Raw genomic sequence first — 16,031 nt, 5'->3', positions numbered from 1 at the left:
TTAAAATACTTTGCCGAGGTTACCCTGAGTTGCATTTTTAAATTCTATGTCAAATGAAATAGACAGAAAGCCTAAAGCCTTCGTCTTCTTATCGGAAAGCAATGGGTTTGGATTTATCTGATTATACCATAAAGTTCCACCTGATAACCGAATAGCACGGTTAACCCGAAATCCAAGACCCGTAACAATATTAATAGAGCCAAACAGGTCTTCCCTGGAGTCTTCAATTTTAATTGATCCAACCGATACACCTAGCATTAAAGAAGTATGTTGCCTCAAAAACCTCAAGGTCCTATTCGTATTAGGAATATTGTTCTCTTTTCCCCTTGGCATAAATCTAGATTTTACGTCCTTGTCAACAGGTCCAAAATTTATATTTACGCCTAAGAACGGTCTCAGAACGTTTGCTTCCTTGCTGAAAGCAAAAAGAAGTCCAGCATCGGGCAATATCCACTTACTGGCCTCAGAGCTAATTTTCTCAAAGCCCGTATTGCCAAATATATTTTCATCAACGATATGGGAGTTTAATTTTTTTAGTTTTTGAACCCCTTTGTTAATAGCTTTACTTTGCTCGGTTAGATTGGATATAACCTTCTTGGATTCTACGACTATAGCATTTAAATCAATCTCTTGTTCTGGGTGGATAATGCTCAGAATCTTTACATCCTCTATTAGCGTTTTAAAAGTTTTTATATTCTCTGAAGTGTTATTTCCTAATGCAACAAAATCTGAATCCTCAATTAGTTCTTGGGTCAATTCACCATTTATTTTGCCCTTTCCCTTTAAAATTTGCAATAGATCATCATTCTCTAAAATCTTAAGATTTGAAAGCGTTTTAATAGTGTTAACAAAGGACTCTGAATGGCCCTTTTCTGATTGATAATCACGAATTAGTTTAGCCGTTAAATTTAAACACCTCTTATCGATTAAATTTTCCAAAATAGCTGCGTAGTCCTGATTTATGCTGACTAACGATGAATAATATTTATCAGAAATGGCAACGTAGGTACTTAAGTTATAAGGGAAAAAATTTGGACAACTTAGCTCAGTGCCTGTATTCTTATCGTCATTTAAAGTGCATATACTTTTTAAAAAGACTAGATATTGTTGAGCAATTTTCAAAGTCCCCGATTTCATCAATACTTCATTAAATTCCTCACAATCAGTTTTTTTGCTACCTTGTAAACTACTGCAATCCAAAGCTTCCATATTTACAATTCTTTGATAGAACTCCAAATACCTATTAACACCTGTATTATTCTCGCTAAAGTCTACAATCGTAGAATCGTAGGATTTTTGAATCTTGGAATAAATCGTCTTAAGCTCATCTTCCATTTTTGAATAGTTTGGATTTAGTCCAAACTCCTTTTCATATTTTATCCATTTTCGAAATTTTGGATCGACATTATTTGAAATTACTTCCATTAGTTTAAGTAATTCTTTAGTTTCTTCAGATGAATATCGTCTCGAAAGGATAATCTCATATTTTAGATTGGGCGGTAAAGGTGGGCATAAAGCCGAAAGGTATTTGTACTCTTTGTCATCTTTAATCTCCTCGGTGGTGGTCTTTAACCGCAATAATTTTTCAAATTCTATTTGTTTTCTTCTTTTGCGAAATTGTTTGAGCTCCTTTTCAAGATTTTGAACCCCTCTCATTTTTTTGAAATCCCTTGTGATTAAAACATCAATGAATTCTATTTCTTTCTTTACTTTAATTTTTAGATAAAAACTTCTGTCAAAGGGAAGTTCTTTGTCAATAAGGCCAGTAATTCCATCAACCTCAACGACCTGAGTTTTTGGTGCATTTTGAGCTATGCCAGATGCGCTTAAAAGTAGAAGTATTAGTATGTATATATTTTTCATAAGTGAATTACGGTTGGTTTTAGCAAAAATGAATAATGAACCTTTCCTGTTAAATACCCACAGGAGGGTATTTTTACGGGGAATTAAGTTGTAGGTAGTCAATACTTTGGAGCAATTCAATATAGAAATTGTATGCAAAAAACGATTGAAGCTAAACCACAGAAATTCTACGGATTCACTGCTGTTTCAAAGTGAAATTCTTACAAGTCTTGAAGAAACGTTTGCATTTTCAATCCCTAAGTGGTTTTGGCTTGAAAAAGTCGGTTGCTATTTCGGTCATCCCAATACCGTATCCAAAGAGGTGACTATGGAAATTTCCTCAGTCGCTAGCGACTCCCTACCCGAAAGGGTGCTTACATCCACGAAATTGAACCCGGTTTTCTCGGAAACTACGTGCAAGGGTACCTTGTAGACCTCGAATTCGTCCAGATCCAAAGCTTCTAGACCGGAGATCAAGTCGGCTTGGGTTAAAATGAAAGCGTGGTGCTGCAACTCCTTGGTTTCCTCGTCTACATACCACACGACTTTCCAAAAAGCTTTGGGGATTTTGACATCGCGGTACTCCGGGTCGTTTTTGTCGTCGAAAATCGGTCCGCCAAAGACACTCACTTTCAATTGTTCGATCAAGGCCCCGTCGAATATCGCATTTTCAAGTCCGCCCCAAATACCGGCTTTTTTGGATTGGTTAAAGCGTTCATGCTGGGGCACCATGTTCGAGAAATAAAACGAATCCTTATTCGCCTTTTTTGCTTCGGCCATGGTACCCCAACACAATTCGGCCCTTCGAGCGATATGACCGCGATCCAAAGGATTGGATTTGTAAAGTTCATTGCCGATCTGCCCTGAACGGAAATCAGGGTCTTTGGTAAATGGGATTCCCTTTCGACTGATTTTCTTGATACTGCCCCCATCGATGTTCCAAGCCACCCATGAAGCGAACTTCCGTCGTTTATGCATGGCCAATGAAAAGTGCATGTATTCGATTTCGTGTTGGCCATTGACTTTCAACAGGCTGTTTTGTACCGTTTTGTTCTTGGCTTCAGGCGGTTTGATGGCCACGGAAAGGAAGTTGCGGTCATAGCCCAGGTTCATGGCTTCAAGCCCCCTGACCTCGGCCTTGCTCGGCACCAGGTTCAGTTTCTTGAAGACGGAAGAGGCATAGCACGCCAATCCGTGTTCGCGTGCATCACCGACCTCCCCGGCAAAATGGAGGCCCACCATGATCGAGCTCGCTTTGTTGTTTTTCACCAGAAGCACCGCGGAACCGGAATCGCCGCCCATGCTGATCTCGCCATCATGCGGAAGGTGATCTGGATCGGGTTCGTATTCGAAACATCCGATTTGTTTGATGCCGACACTTCCGTAATTCAGTTTGGCCGTGATATCGGTACGGCTGACGATGCCTCGGGTGACCGCGGTAGTCCGTCCTGATTTGATGACCTTATCATCAAGTTCGACATCGGCAATTTGTTTGACGCTGGTGTTGAGTCCCATAATAGTATCATCCAATTGCCGGCTATCGATTTCCGCAATAGCACAGTCCCCGGCCAATCCCAGGTGGCTGTTGATCAGTTTTCCGACGATGTTCTGCCCTACCCGATTGTCGTCATGCCGACCCGGTTGTACGATCGCATCGCCCACTTTGCCGTCATTACCATGAAGGACATGCCAGTTCGACAGCAGTAGTTCTTGTCCCGTATTGGCATCGTATACCACGCAACCCGCCGTGCCGGCGGAAATTTTAGGGTGACCGATACTGGCCCCGGGGAGTATAGGGTCCATTCGTTTTTTGCGCTGGACTTTCTCGAGCGCACTGACCATGACGGCATCGTGTTCATAACGTCGTTCTTTCACGTCGGTAGGGATGGTGACCCCGTCGATTTCGAACTGCTCCGGAATGGCCTTGCTATCTAGGGATTCCAAGCCTTCCAAGGCGACTTTCTCTCCTACGGTAAATTGCACACAGAGTTCTTTGGTGGTGGTGCCCTTGGTTTCCTTATATGCAATACCTACAGAGGTAATGTTGTTATCGTCTAAAAAGGCAGTGGCGTTTTTTCTGACGAATTTCTTGAGTTTCGCTCGGTTGATTTTTTTTGACATAGTTGAATTGATTTGGAGATAAAGCTATAAGTATCTATAAATCAAAAACATACCTGCTAATGGGGATATTTTCCCCGCAAAATCGAGTATTCCTTGAGTCGTGTTTCAAGGGGTCAGTGGGTCATGGCAGCGGTTGAAAGGTCATTGAACGTAAGTGAACTGGAAAAATGGAAATAGGACGGCCCGAAGGACCGGTCAATCCCGTTCTTCCTATACCCTATTTACATTTGAGGCCAAGTCCTCCTCCCTAACACTTTCTACCTATGGCATGTTCCTTCGACTCCGCTCAGGAACCGGATGGTTAAAGGGAAAAGGGAAAAGGGCTAAAGGGGTTGGTAAAAGGCTTAAGGTTTAAGGGCGAAGGCTTTGAAGTGGTTGGTCCTCTGATTCGCTTTAAGCTTTCCTCCTATCATCTTGTACCTTTGGAATGTTCCTTCGGCTCCGCTCAGGAACCGGTTGGGTGAAGGATGTTCGCCCAAAGCTCAAGTAACCTAACAAGGAGTTCGTGAAAACCAAAAGTCCAATTTTCCAGTAAGCTATGCTATCGTTACCGAAAGTGCTGCAGTCACCTTTTTCCAATGCCAGATCATTTCTTCACGCTGCACTTTGTTTACAAGTAGTTCTTGTGCAAAAGAGACCACAGTGTTCTTGCCGGACCGCATGATCCGTAATTGCAAACGTGACGTATTTTCCCATTCCTCCTTTTTCCATTGCATACGGATATGGGAAAGCGGCTTAAATACGGTGATTTTGAACATTACCCCACTCGCTAAGTTATAGGATGCCCCTACCTCCAGGTCGACGGCTTTTACAGGTCCCAACCATAGCTGCAGGCCTTTATCGGAAAACAGGAATTCCCAAACGGAGTCAAAATCCGCATAGATGGTCTTTCGCACCCCCATCTGCCAACCGGACTCTTTAGTCAAACCAACTTCGCCATTATCCTTCATTAATGGAATTTTTTGGTAGGGAAATTATTCTTTAGAATGGAAGGTAGTAATTAATTGTTAGCTGCAAATAGAGCCAATGGTGGAAAGGTAAAGGGTAAAAGGAATAAGGCGAAAGTTTAGTGGGCGAAAAACGATTCATTCTTAGAATTGCATAGCGCTTGCTCCCTTTAGCCTTTCTACCCAAACCCTACCACCAAAAAAAGGGAACCGCTTTCGCCATTCCCTGTCCGATTCGTTTTTTGAGGTATGCTTATTGCCCTTTTAAGGCTTTGGCCTGGGCAAAGGCACCTTTGGCCTCTTCGTTTTGGCCCATACCCTGTAAGGCGGTGCCGAGTCCTTCCCAGAATCCGGCGTTGTTGGGGAAGTTCTCCACAAAGGTGCCGAAGACAAAGGCCGCGGGTTGGTACTGCTGCTGGTCCAACAACATTTGACCCACCTGACCGAACTCTTTTTCGAAATCGATGTGCTGGTATTTCGGGTCCCCGATGATCTGTTGGGCCTCGGTCTTCAATTGTTCCAACTTCCCTTCGACGAACAATTGTTGGAAATAGGCCATAGGATCGATGATGGTGTTCTCGGCATCCATATTTTCGATCAAGGCCAAGACAGGGTCTTGGTTGCTGCGGTACTCGGCAAAAGTCGGTTCTGCATAGAAATTGGGCGTGGTGGCATCGGCATTCTCCCATTGCGGCTTGTCTTGCCACCAGGCGAAAGACAGGTAGGCCTTGATGCCGGAGTTCGGCATCTCCACCGTTTGGGTGTCGCCGTAAAAATTCTTGTTCTCCGAACTGGGCTCCCCCACCATGATGGCCTCGGTATAGGTTTCCACATCGTTGGTCAGGTTCTGACAGGCCGAAAAGGTATTACGACCGATGATGTAGTAGAACTTGCCCTTCTGGTTCAACTCCGGCCGGGCCATGATGCCCTTGATGAAGTGGATGTTGTTGTAGTTGTTGCCCCCACCGTTCAAGCGGACGTCGTAGATTAATTTTTCAACTGCGTTAGTATCGATGAATTCGAACAATCGGGCATAGAAATCGCGCAAAGGCTCTTCCGGATGGTCAAAGACGGAACTCTGGCGTACATAAAGGGTCTTGGTGCCTTCCAGCAATTCGAAATAGAAGAACTTCTCGTTCAAATGCTTCAAATAGGCAGGGGTCTCCCCTGCTTCCCGTGCACTCAACCAGTCGGTATTCGGGATGGCGAAGAGGTAGTCGCGTGACATCCCCGCTAAGGGAATGGCCGTAAAACGATGCGTAAAGGTCTTACCGTCTTTTTCCAAAGTCAAGGGGATTTCCTCTTGTAAGCCGGGGGTAATACCCTGGGCGTGCAATACGCTGGGTACGGTCAAAAAGCGCAATCCATAACCCTTGAAATACTGATCGTTCTCTGCCGGTACCACGGGGCGGATCTTGGTCAGGGCCTCGGCCACCGGTACCCCATTGACGGCCACCACCTTGGCACCGAGCGCTTCGGCATGATTTCTATGGACGCCTTCGACATAGATGCCGTCCTTAAAGTGATAGAGGTTGACGGGGAGTACGGCCTCTCGGGCCAGCGTACTGAACGGGATTTGGGTATGCCCGTAGCCAAAGGCGGATACCATTCGGGTAAGACCGACTTTGATCTCATGGGCTTCCAAGTTAGGGATGGCCGCCCGAAGCTCGGCCACTTGGGCATCCCAATCGGATGGGGCAATCTTTTTGAATAAAAAAGGGAAATCGGTATGGACCCGCCGCTGCAGGTAATCCAGATCCGACTGCCATTGTGCGGCAGTCGGGCTTTGTTGGGCAATTCCTGCGCTTAGACTTAAAAAGCAAAGGAGTAAGGCGGTTACAATTCGTTTTTTCATGACGTTGATTGATTTATGATTTGTTATTGGAAGGCAAGTAGCCCCTTTTGTTACGCTTTTCAAGCGACATTTCTTTGAACCATCGTTTTTGATTGTTGAAGTATCGCGACTTGGTCCATTTCGGCCGAAATCTTGTCCGCTTCGGATGGATTTTCCAAAAAAGGGACCGCCCTACCCCCTACTTTCACCTTAGTAACCCGGTCGCCGATCGCGACCTTAAACCTTATCCTATGCGATTCTTCATTTTGCTGATTGCCCTTGGCAGCACCCTAGTACTGAATGCCCAGTCGAAAACGATTTTCCGACACGCCTGCGACGGAGATCGGGCGCAGTTGGATTCCCTCCTACAAACGACCGACATCAACGTACGCAGTAAGAACGAGTCTAACCTCTTGCATTTCGCAGCCTATTGCAGTCAAGAAGCGGTGTTCCACGAATTGATCGAACGGGGCATCGACCTGCAAGCCAAGAACAAATACGGCGATTCCCCCTTGATGTATGCCGTACTACGCCGCAACCTGCCCATGACCCAAGCTTTGTTGGAACGCAAGGTCGACGTCAACACCATGAATACCGATTCGCTAACGCCCTTGTTCAATGCGGTACAAGCGGATCAAAAGGAGCTGGTGACCCTCTTGATACAAGCTGGGGCCGATATCAATCTCGGCAAGCCTTTGTTGCACAAGGCGGTACTCAACAACAGCCTGGAAGTGGTCAAGCAACTGATCGGCGAAACTACGGACATCGATGCCCGAAACGAATACGGCAATACGCCTTTGGCCCTCGCCCTACGGGAAGACAATATGGAGATCGCGGAATACCTGTTAAAGCAGGGCGCCGATAAAGCAAAAGTGCCCACTTACCACAAGCAGGGGCACTATTTGGGCGAACAACAACCGGACAGCATTCCCCTCCTATTCTCCAAAGGGTTCATCGCCACCGAGAATTTTGTGCACAGTCCCACCTTTTCCCCTGACGGGAAAGAACTTTATTATACGGTGGAGTCATGGCGCTACCACGGGGGGACGGTCTTCGTGACCGAACAAGATGCAAACGGCACATGGAGCAGCCCGAAGCCCATGGAGATCGATGGGGACTATCGGGAGATCGATCCGTTTCTCTCCGCCGACGGCAATACGCTCTATTATTGCACCGATCGACCGGTGATGCCTTCCGATTCGACCCGAACGAACTGCGATATGTGGCTGCTGCAACGCAAGGATGAGGGCTGGAGCGCCCCGCAGTATATGGGCGAGCGTGTGAATAGTGGGGAACACCACGATTGGTTCCCTACCCTATCCAATGACGGTACGCTGTACTTCTCTACCGGACCCAACCGGACCAGCAACATCGTCTATGCCGAATCCAAAAACGGGGTGTATCAGGCGCCCCAAGACCTGGGGCCGGCCGTGAATTCGGAGTCGCGGGATTATGATCCCACTATCGCCCCAGACCAAAGCTTTTTGATCTTTAGTTCGAATCGGGCCAACGGCTATGGTTCCGTGGACCTTTACATCAGTTTTCGGGATGCCCAGGGTGAATGGACCGAAGCAAAGAACATGGGCCCTTTGATCAATACGAACACCATTGAATTCGCTCCCCGACTGTCACCGGATGGCCGCTTTCTCTTCTTCAACCGGGAAGGCAGCATCTATTGGGTATCGACAAAGGGGATCGCCTCGCTCAAGGATTAGCAACGAATACCTGAATTAGCGTACCTTGGAATCGTGAAGCGCAACCGCAGTTACATTTGGCATATCATCGGCGCCGCCATCGTGGTCACCCTATTGGCCAATGTGGGCTTGTTCAACCATTTCCACAAGCTGCACACCCAAAGCGACCCGACCCCGGAGAGTGTGGAGCAGTATTACTTTACGGTACGGATCGGCTTTGTCGGGGTGGCGAGTGAATTGCTGATCCTGGTGGTCTTCGCTTTTTTCAATTATTCATGGAAAGACCGCTTGTTTACCAAGCACAGGCTGGCGTTGACTATTTTGGGCAATGTCGTCTTGCTGGTCCTTTTTATCGGGATGGACATGCTCATCTTCAAGTACGGGGTCAAAACGCATCCGAACCTGACCTTGAATTGGTTCTATTTGAAAGACTATCTCATCAACCATTCCTTGGTCCTTTGCATCGCGATTGTAGCGCCCTATATGTTATTGCGAATGGAAAAGGCCCAAAAGATGGAACGCAACCTGCAGCAGCTCAAGGAAGAAAAGGCGACCGCTGAACTTGCGGCCTTGAAGGATCAGATCAATCCCCATTTCTTTTTCAATACGATGAGTACGCTGAGCACGGTGGTTCGGAATGAAACCAAGGCCTCCAGCTTGGAATTCATCGATGACATCTCGAAAACCTACCGCTACTCCATCACGGCATCGACTGCCGATGTGGTGCCCTTGGCCAAGGAATTGGAATTCATTACCGCCTATGCGGATGTGTTGCAGCGCCGCTTCGGGAAAAAGCTGACGGTAGCGATCCAAGTATCCAAACGCTTATTGGAAGGTAGCATCCCCCCCATGTCGTTGCAGCTATTGGTTGAAAACGCGATCCGACACAATGTGATTACCAAAGAACGGCCATTGCATATCACCATTACCGATGAAAGGGACGGTATTTGGGTACGGAACAACCTTCAAGAACAGTCTGGGGTCCAAAGTTTGGGTGTGGGATTGGTCAATTTGGAGAATCGCTACCAATTGATCGCGTCCCAGGGCATCCGGATCGAGAAAACGGCTACCCAATTTGCGGTCAAAATCCCGGTACTGCTATGAAGGTGATCCTGATCGAAGACGAAGACAGTGTAGCACGCAACCTGAGCGATCTGCTGACCGAAATCGACCCGCAAATCGATATTCTGGTCGTCTTGGAGACCATCCGTGATGCGGTACGCTGGTTGGAGCAAAATCCACCTCCGGATATCGGGTTTTTCGATATCAAGATCGCCGATGGCCAATCCTTTGAGATCTTGGAACGGGTATCGCTGCAGTTCCCCATCATCTTTACCACGGCCTATGATGCCTATGCCTTAAAAGCCTTTCAATACAACAGCATTGACTACTTGTTGAAGCCCATCAATCGCGGGGAGTTGGAACGGGCACTCGCCAAATACCGTACCCTATACGCCTCAGACCGTGCGCTGGCGCAAAGCAACGAACGACTGTTGCAGGCCATTGCGGAGATCAAACGGGAATCCGGCACCGTGTTCAAAAGTTCCTTTCTGGTCCATTTTCGAAACCAGCTGCTACCCTTGCAGGTAGTAGAAATCGCCTATTGCTACCTGGACAACAAAATGGTCTATTGCCGCACCCATTCGGGAGATACCTACCGCATGTCGTATACCCTGGAACGCCTGGAGCATGATCTGGATCCCCAATTGTTTTTCAGGGCCAACCGACAATGGATCGTAGCCAAATCGGCCCTAGGTTCCATAGAAGCCCTTGCGCATCGCAAACTCCGATTGCATCTAGCTCCGAAACCCCCAACCGATGTTCTGGTCGGGAAAGTCAAAGCGGGAGCCTTTAAGCGTTGGATGCAATAAGACTCAGGATTAGGGTCAAATTTGTTGGGATAAGGGCAATGGGTATAGGGTAAAGGACGGGGACGATAGTCAGTCCTTCCCTCTCCCCCGAAAGGCTGATGGGGTCTGCCCTTCGAATTTTTTAAAGGCGCTATTAAACGACGATAGGCTGTTAAAGCCCACCTCAAAGGCAATGGATGAAATGGTATACTTGTCGTTTTCGGTCGAAGTCAACAAATTCTTGGCCGCTTGGATGCGGTGGTAGTTGATGTAATCGTTGAAGTTGCGTTGGGCCTGTTCGTTGACCAATTTGGAGAGCTGTTGTGGACTGGTGCCCAACAATTGGCTCAGTTTCGACAGGCTGAGGTCGGGCTCCAAATAGCGTTCCTCCGTGATTACCAAGCGTTCCAACGCTTCGAATAAGGGTTGCTGGTCACTGACTTCGAATACCGACCCGTCCAAATCGATGATGCGCCCTTGAAAAGCCTTGAAACTTAAGAAATACACCACCACGGAATACAATAGCGGACCGACCACATAAGGCACGGCATTGTCTAAAATGTTCAAGACATAGGTCACCCAGAGTAATACGAACCCCCATAGCAGCCAACGCAACCAGTGTAAGACGGCCTGTTGCGATTTGCTACGCTTGGATTCCGGATATTCCCGGTTGACCTTTCGGAATCGTCCCCAGGCCAAGCCGATATAAACTGCCAAATGGAGGTAGATAAAGAGCAGTCCACTGGCAAAAACAGGGATCACCCATTCGCTTTGTTCATACCACTCGCGTGATACGAACAAACTGGCCCCAAAAATCAGGGCGAAAGGTGCCAATTGCAGCCCATCGGAGCGGGTCAAGGCGAAACCGGGCCGGGTCATGCTGATCACATACCAGCGCAATAATGGTCCGATCAATAACAGCAATGCCAAGCCGATGAAGATAAAAACGGGTTCGAGGTCTTGCCCGAAATTCAGGAGTACGGACTTGCCAATACGGAAGGCCATAAAGATCAAAAGCCAGCCCAACAGATAATTGGACCGGCTTTTTTTCTTTTTAATGACCATGAGGTACAAGGCAAAGAGCAGCCCGTGCAAAAGCCCGGCACTGCTCAATAGAATCAATACGATATCGGATACCTTCACTTGATGGACTTTTTACGAAAGTAAACGAATTTCAAAGGTGCCCCTTGCCCCTGCCCCATTTTTCCGTTCGTTCTTTCAAATGCTCACTTGCGTTGCGCCACTTTTTTGGTGTATGCCGTCAACCGTACGAGGCCGAAAAAGCGACCGATATCCCCCCGCATGGCGGCAATGATGCTGTGCTTGGCGATGAGCACGCGTTGCACTTCGAGCTCGCGTTGGTTGTAAAAGTTCGAAATCAGGTTCTTGGCACTTCGCGACCCTTTCGCATCATAAGTCTGTAAGACGGTTACCGCATTTTCTTCAGCGGTCAGCTTTCGATATTTGGGGGTATAGCCCATTTCTTGGATCATGGTCTCGGCCATTTTCCAAGTCGACCAGGGGTTCTGTCCGGTGACCAGGTTCTTTTCGTGACTGATGTGTTCCAAATAGGTGGTGCCAGCACTAAAGCGGGCTCCTTGGGCTTCCAATTCACTTTGTAGCAAGAAAGGAAAAATGGTCTCCGCCTCCGGAATCAGGAATAGTTCCTCATCATTGGTAAAACCACTGACCGTTTTGTCTTGCAACAGGTGCTGGCCGTTGTCGAGGGTTACATTGACGAAGGCTGCGGGCCCATGGCACACGGCCCCTACCACCCTATCGGTCTGGTACAACTCGCGTACCAGGTTTTGGATGGCGTGGTTGTTTGGGAAATCGAACATGGCCCCCTTTCCGCCCACGAAAAACACAGCCTCGTAATCGGCCGGATCAACCTCGGCGATGGGCAAGGTGTGTTTCACCTTGTATTGGGCCAGACTGTCCTTTAAAAATGCGAAGTCATAGGCGCCCATATCCTCGTCATCGATAACGACACGGGGTTCGCCACCTTTCGGACTGGCAACCTCCACCTCAAAGCCATTGGCTTGAAACACGTAATAGGCCCGCGAGAGCTCGGTGAGTTCATAGCCGGTGCTTTTACCGCTACTCCCCATTTCGGTGGCACTGGTGACCACGGCCAAGACCTTGCCCCTGTGTTCGGGTACGTTTTCGTTCACATAGGCAAGGTCACTTACGACGGCCGCTTTGATCTGGGCACGTTCTTCTTTTTCAGGGATCAGGCTCATAAACCACCAGCCAAATCCGATCAATAACAGGATCAGGGTGGCTAAACTGATCAAACTCCATTTGATAATCGGGTATTTCTTCAACATCGTTTTTGATTTTAAATGATGGGCCGAAATACGCTCCTTTTCATAAGAATAGCTGTCGGAATGATAATTCCGTCAGTGTAAATTATCATTTCGGAGGTCCTTGGTTGATGATAAAAGGCAAAAGTCAAAGGTTAATGGTTGAAGGCTTTGGGTTATTCCACGGTTTCGAACAAGCGATGGAGCTCGCCATGCTGGGCTTTGGGGGTTTCGGCCCTGAGGTAATCCAACAGCTCTCTCGAGCTGGCATAACGATCGGTCTGCGTCTTCTTGGCACCTTCATAGCTGCGCCAATCGGCGATGAACCGTTTTAAGGCCTTATTGATCCGGGCTTCCCCGATCAGTTCGCTCAACTCGTTCATGGCCAAAACCCCTTTGTTATAGTACACGAAATCTTGGTTTTCAACCAAAGCCAACGAGGCTTCCTTTTTCACCTTTTTGCGCTCACGCTCATAGATCTCTTCTTGCATTTCCAAGAACTGCTGCACCTTTTCTTCAGGATAATGGGCCTTCAACACCATCAAAGCGCCATATTGGGCCAGGGTCTCCAAGACGAAATACTGCCCCTGTACATGGGCGGCTTCGAGCTGCATACCGAACCACTGGTGGGCTATTTCATGGGCCGTAATAAAGAACACCATATCGACATCGCTGCGGTCGTCAATGTCCAAAACAAAGCCCAATCCTTCTGAAAAGGGGATGGTATTCGGTAACGATTGGGCAAAATCAGTATAGCGAGGCACTTCCATGATCCGTAGTTGGTCGTAGTGGTAGGGACTGAAATTTTCACTGAAATAGGTCAAGGAAGCTTTCATGGCCTTTTGCATCCGATCGAGGTTGTAGGTATGGGTGGGATGATGGTAGATCTCCAAGTCCACGGCCTTATCTGCCTCTGAAGAAGATTTCCAGTTGTCTTTGAGCACTTCGTATTCGGCAGAAACGATCGTATAGAAATTGACGATGGGTTCTTTACTTTGGTATCGGAAATATGAACGTCCGTTGGTCGACCACTGCCTTTGTAATGTTCCTGGGGCCAAGGCGGTCTGTCCTTCCTTGGTGCCGATGGTGATATCCAACAGCAAGCCATCCGAATCGCTACCCGAACGGGCGTTGATCAATTCATGTGCATCATCGATTTCGGCTTTGCGTTTCCTCGGTGCCAGACCCATGACTTCCCTTTCGTTAGGGTCTTGTAGCTCGTACTTTCGGTTGTACCCCAAGGTCGGGAACTCGGTGTTGTGGATAAAACTGCCGTTGTCCACCATTTTGGTGTCTTGCCCTCCTTCTTCAAAGCCTTTGGGGCTGTAGGTCTGTACGAAATCGAACTGTACCGTTTGGTTTGGTTGTAGTGCATGTTGAAGGGTGTAATCGATATAGCCAAAACGGGCATGGGTCGAATCCGCTACGGCCCCACCTTCGAACCGTACTTCGGAGAGCTGCAAGTGGGAAGCGATCCGTTGCTGGATGGCGATCGTTGTCATTGGGGCATCCGTGAGGTTCGTCAGTGTGTAACTGCCCTGGACCTCATAGCTTCGGGACTCCGGATAGAGCTCGACTTGGAGTTCGGCCGCTGTAATTTTAGGTTGGGGGCGGTATTCCATGGGTTTTAAGGTTTGCTCATAGGCCGCCCTGAAGTCCTGTTCCTCACCGGACGTCCAATAGGTGTTCAATACATTGGTGTTGTAGAAAATATAGCCACCACACAGCACCAGCAGCACAAGGAGCGTAGCCCCCAGTTTACGAACCGCTGGTGTGGACTGCCTTTTCAAGTTTTGGAACCGCTGTTTCAAGGAACTGCCCATACCCCGCTGCATCAAAAGACTGGCCAAGACCATCACTAGGGCGGCAAAGACTGCCCAATAGGTCTTGGTCCATAAATAAGGGGCCAGAAAATGGCCGTAGCCGTTCATTTCGGAATAGCTGCCTAGGGGCTTTCCGCCGAATTTATAGAGGCTGTGGTTAAAGCCCAGGAATTCGGAACCGATATTCGCGATAAAAAAGATCAGCGTAAGGAAGATGCCCACAAAACGGTTTTTAGCGATGGCCTGGAAAAGGAACGCCATACAGCTGTAGAGGGTTAAGAAGGGCAGTATTTCAACGAAGAAGCCCGTGAAATAGACGCCTAGGTCGAACTGGTAATAGCCGTTCAAGGCTTGGAACAGTACGCCGGCCAGGATCAACACCACCATCAAGACCACATACACCAATTGCAGGGCCAACAATTTACCGATCATCACGCTACCGTTGGCAATGGGGGTGGTATCGTTCAAGACGAACTGTTTGTTGGTCCGTTCTTTCCAGAACAATTCACCGGAATAGAACAACAAGAGGATGATAAAAAAGTAGAGCGAGTTTTCCTGCAGTTCGGCAATGATGAAATGCGTCGCCGGATAACTGTCTACCCCATAAACGGTTCCTAGGTTCACTGAATTGATACCGATGATGACCAGGCCGCATCCTACGATCGCCCAGAATGAGGCCTCCTTAAGAAGGGACAAGGAATAGAACTTTACCAATTCGAACAGGCGTAGACCTTCGGCCTTCAGGCTAAACCGTTGCTTTGCCCGTGGTATCGCCTTGGTATCGTCGGAGGGTTCGATGGCTGTCTTTTTCTTTTTGCCTTGGGTCTTGACCAAGGTGCTGAATGAGAATTTGCGGTAGCCATACCCCAGGACGGTAAGCCCCAAAAGGAACCAAAAGAGTTTGTTGTGAAGCATGATCCCGTTAAATCCGATGCCCCTGGCATTCCGCTGTGCCGCCGTCCAACTTTTAGCGAATTGGGTGAGGGTGGTCAGGGAGAACGGATCGAATACGCCTTGCCAGTAGGGATCGGTGATGGCTTTGGTCAACAAGAAGATGACAAAGAGGACCACTCCTTGGGTATAGACCACCAACAACTTTTTACTCAGCATGCCAGTGACGAAAAAAAGGCAGGCACCAAAAAACAAGGTCGGCAATACGACCACGGTAAAGGATTGGAGGTAAGGCCACACTGCAAAAGGCAGCATTTCCTCGACTTGGTGCCAAGGCATTTGGCTCCCCAACAGCATGCCCAGGGGCATACCACTGAAAATAAGCAAGAGCACGGTAAAGGACCCCAAGAACCGTCCTAAAAGATAGGCCCGTTTCGATATGGGATTGACGAATAGCAGGGCCTCGGTTTCGTATTGGTAGTCGCGTAGTACGGGCACCCCCATGATCATGGACACCATGATCATGAAGAGCGCCGTCAGGGCCCCCATGGTCTTGGCCAAGACTAGTGGGGCGTTACGTTTCATCAACCCGATTTCGACCCCTTGGAAGATAAAATCGACCCCAACGATCGAGAATAGGAACAATACCCCGAAGAACACATAGGTTTCTGGGCGTTTTAGACGATAATTCAATTCAAATTTGAAGAGTTTCAACCACATGAT

Annotated in this window: 10 protein-coding genes; 3 read left to right on the top strand and 7 right to left on the bottom strand. The window is 48.0% G+C overall.

What is annotated here, in order from left to right; genetic code table 11:
• From ABV409_RS08740 to ABV409_RS08725, 4 genes are all read right to left on the bottom strand, one after another.
• Positions 1-1,863, bottom strand: coding sequence for a hypothetical protein (locus ABV409_RS08740; protein WP_353877201.1), 1,863 nt, complete (start codon positions 1,861-1,863; stop codon positions 1-3).
• A gap of 276 nt (positions 1,864-2,139) precedes the next feature.
• Entirely contained in the window at positions 2,140-3,963 is a 1,824-nt protein-coding gene (locus ABV409_RS08735) for a DNA/RNA non-specific endonuclease (protein ID WP_353877200.1), read from the bottom strand.
• Positions 3,964-4,499: 536 nt separating this feature from the next.
• Entirely contained in the window at positions 4,500-4,913 is a 414-nt protein-coding gene (locus tag ABV409_RS08730; RefSeq protein WP_353877199.1) for an SRPBCC domain-containing protein, read from the bottom strand.
• Between the two features lie 250 nt (positions 4,914-5,163).
• Positions 5,164-6,765: a hypothetical protein gene (locus tag ABV409_RS08725; protein ID WP_353877198.1), complete on the bottom strand. Its 1,602-nt coding sequence runs from the start codon at positions 6,763-6,765 to the stop codon at positions 5,164-5,166.
• 230 nt (positions 6,766-6,995) lie between these two features.
• On the opposite strand from ABV409_RS08725, the gene ABV409_RS08720 reads away from it, so the two are divergent.
• The 3 genes from ABV409_RS08720 to ABV409_RS08710 are packed head-to-tail and all read left to right on the top strand — an operon-like array spanning position 6,996 to position 10,309.
• The gene (locus tag ABV409_RS08720; RefSeq protein ID WP_353877197.1) at positions 6,996-8,459 is read left to right on the top strand and encodes an ankyrin repeat domain-containing protein; all 1,464 of its coding nucleotides are present in this window, start codon (positions 6,996-6,998) and stop codon (positions 8,457-8,459) included.
• 33 nt (positions 8,460-8,492) lie between these two features.
• Positions 8,493-9,542 (top strand): sensor histidine kinase, encoded by a 1,050-nt coding sequence (locus ABV409_RS08715; RefSeq protein WP_353877196.1) that lies wholly within the window; start codon positions 8,493-8,495, stop codon positions 9,540-9,542.
• The gene (locus ABV409_RS08710) at positions 9,539-10,309 is read left to right on the top strand and encodes a LytR/AlgR family response regulator transcription factor (RefSeq protein ID WP_353877195.1); all 771 of its coding nucleotides are present in this window, start codon (positions 9,539-9,541) and stop codon (positions 10,307-10,309) included. The genes ABV409_RS08715 and ABV409_RS08710 overlap by 4 nt, the downstream gene beginning before the upstream one ends.
• A 69-nt stretch (positions 10,310-10,378) precedes the next feature.
• Here the strand turns inward: ABV409_RS08710 and ABV409_RS08705 are convergent, their stop codons facing one another.
• The 3 genes from ABV409_RS08705 to ABV409_RS08695 form a co-directional block, all read right to left on the bottom strand.
• Positions 10,379-11,431 (bottom strand): AraC family transcriptional regulator, encoded by a 1,053-nt coding sequence (locus ABV409_RS08705; protein ID WP_353877194.1) that lies wholly within the window; start codon positions 11,429-11,431, stop codon positions 10,379-10,381.
• Between the two features lie 83 nt (positions 11,432-11,514).
• The gene (locus ABV409_RS08700) at positions 11,515-12,618 is read right to left on the bottom strand and encodes a type 1 glutamine amidotransferase domain-containing protein (RefSeq protein WP_353877193.1); all 1,104 of its coding nucleotides are present in this window, start codon (positions 12,616-12,618) and stop codon (positions 11,515-11,517) included.
• 152 nt (positions 12,619-12,770) lie between these two features.
• A complete protein-coding gene (locus ABV409_RS08695) occupies positions 12,771-16,028 on the bottom strand; it encodes an ABC transporter permease/M1 family aminopeptidase (RefSeq protein WP_353877192.1) in 3,258 nt (1,085 codons plus the stop codon).
• Between the last annotated feature and the right edge of the window lie 3 nt (positions 16,029-16,031).

The organism is Flagellimonas algarum, assembly GCF_040513375.1.
Lineage (GTDB): Bacteria > Bacteroidota > Bacteroidia > Flavobacteriales > Flavobacteriaceae > Flagellimonas_B > Flagellimonas_B algarum.
Note: the sequence above shows the minus strand (reverse complement) of the source record. Positions and strands in the feature narration are given on the sequence as shown.

Excerpts from the sequence above, each read along its gene's own strand:
- ABV409_RS08710 (WP_353877195.1), top strand. The coding sequence starts at position 9,539 with ATGAAGGTGATCCTGATCGAAGACGAAGACAGTGTAGCACGCAACCTG.
- ABV409_RS08700 (WP_353877193.1), bottom strand. The coding sequence starts at position 12,618 with ATGTTGAAGAAATACCCGATTATCAAATGGAGTTTGATCAGTTTAGCC.
- ABV409_RS08730 (WP_353877199.1), bottom strand. The coding sequence starts at position 4,913 with ATGAAGGATAATGGCGAAGTTGGTTTGACTAAAGAGTCCGGTTGGCAG.
- ABV409_RS08695 (WP_353877192.1), bottom strand. The coding sequence starts at position 16,028 with ATGTGGTTGAAACTCTTCAAATTTGAATTGAATTATCGTCTAAAACGC.
- ABV409_RS08720 (WP_353877197.1), top strand. The coding sequence starts at position 6,996 with ATGCGATTCTTCATTTTGCTGATTGCCCTTGGCAGCACCCTAGTACTG.
- ABV409_RS08740 (WP_353877201.1), bottom strand. The coding sequence starts at position 1,863 with ATGAAAAATATATACATACTAATACTTCTACTTTTAAGCGCATCTGGC.
- ABV409_RS08735 (WP_353877200.1), bottom strand. The coding sequence starts at position 3,963 with ATGTCAAAAAAAATCAACCGAGCGAAACTCAAGAAATTCGTCAGAAAA.
- ABV409_RS08725 (WP_353877198.1), bottom strand. The coding sequence starts at position 6,765 with ATGAAAAAACGAATTGTAACCGCCTTACTCCTTTGCTTTTTAAGTCTA.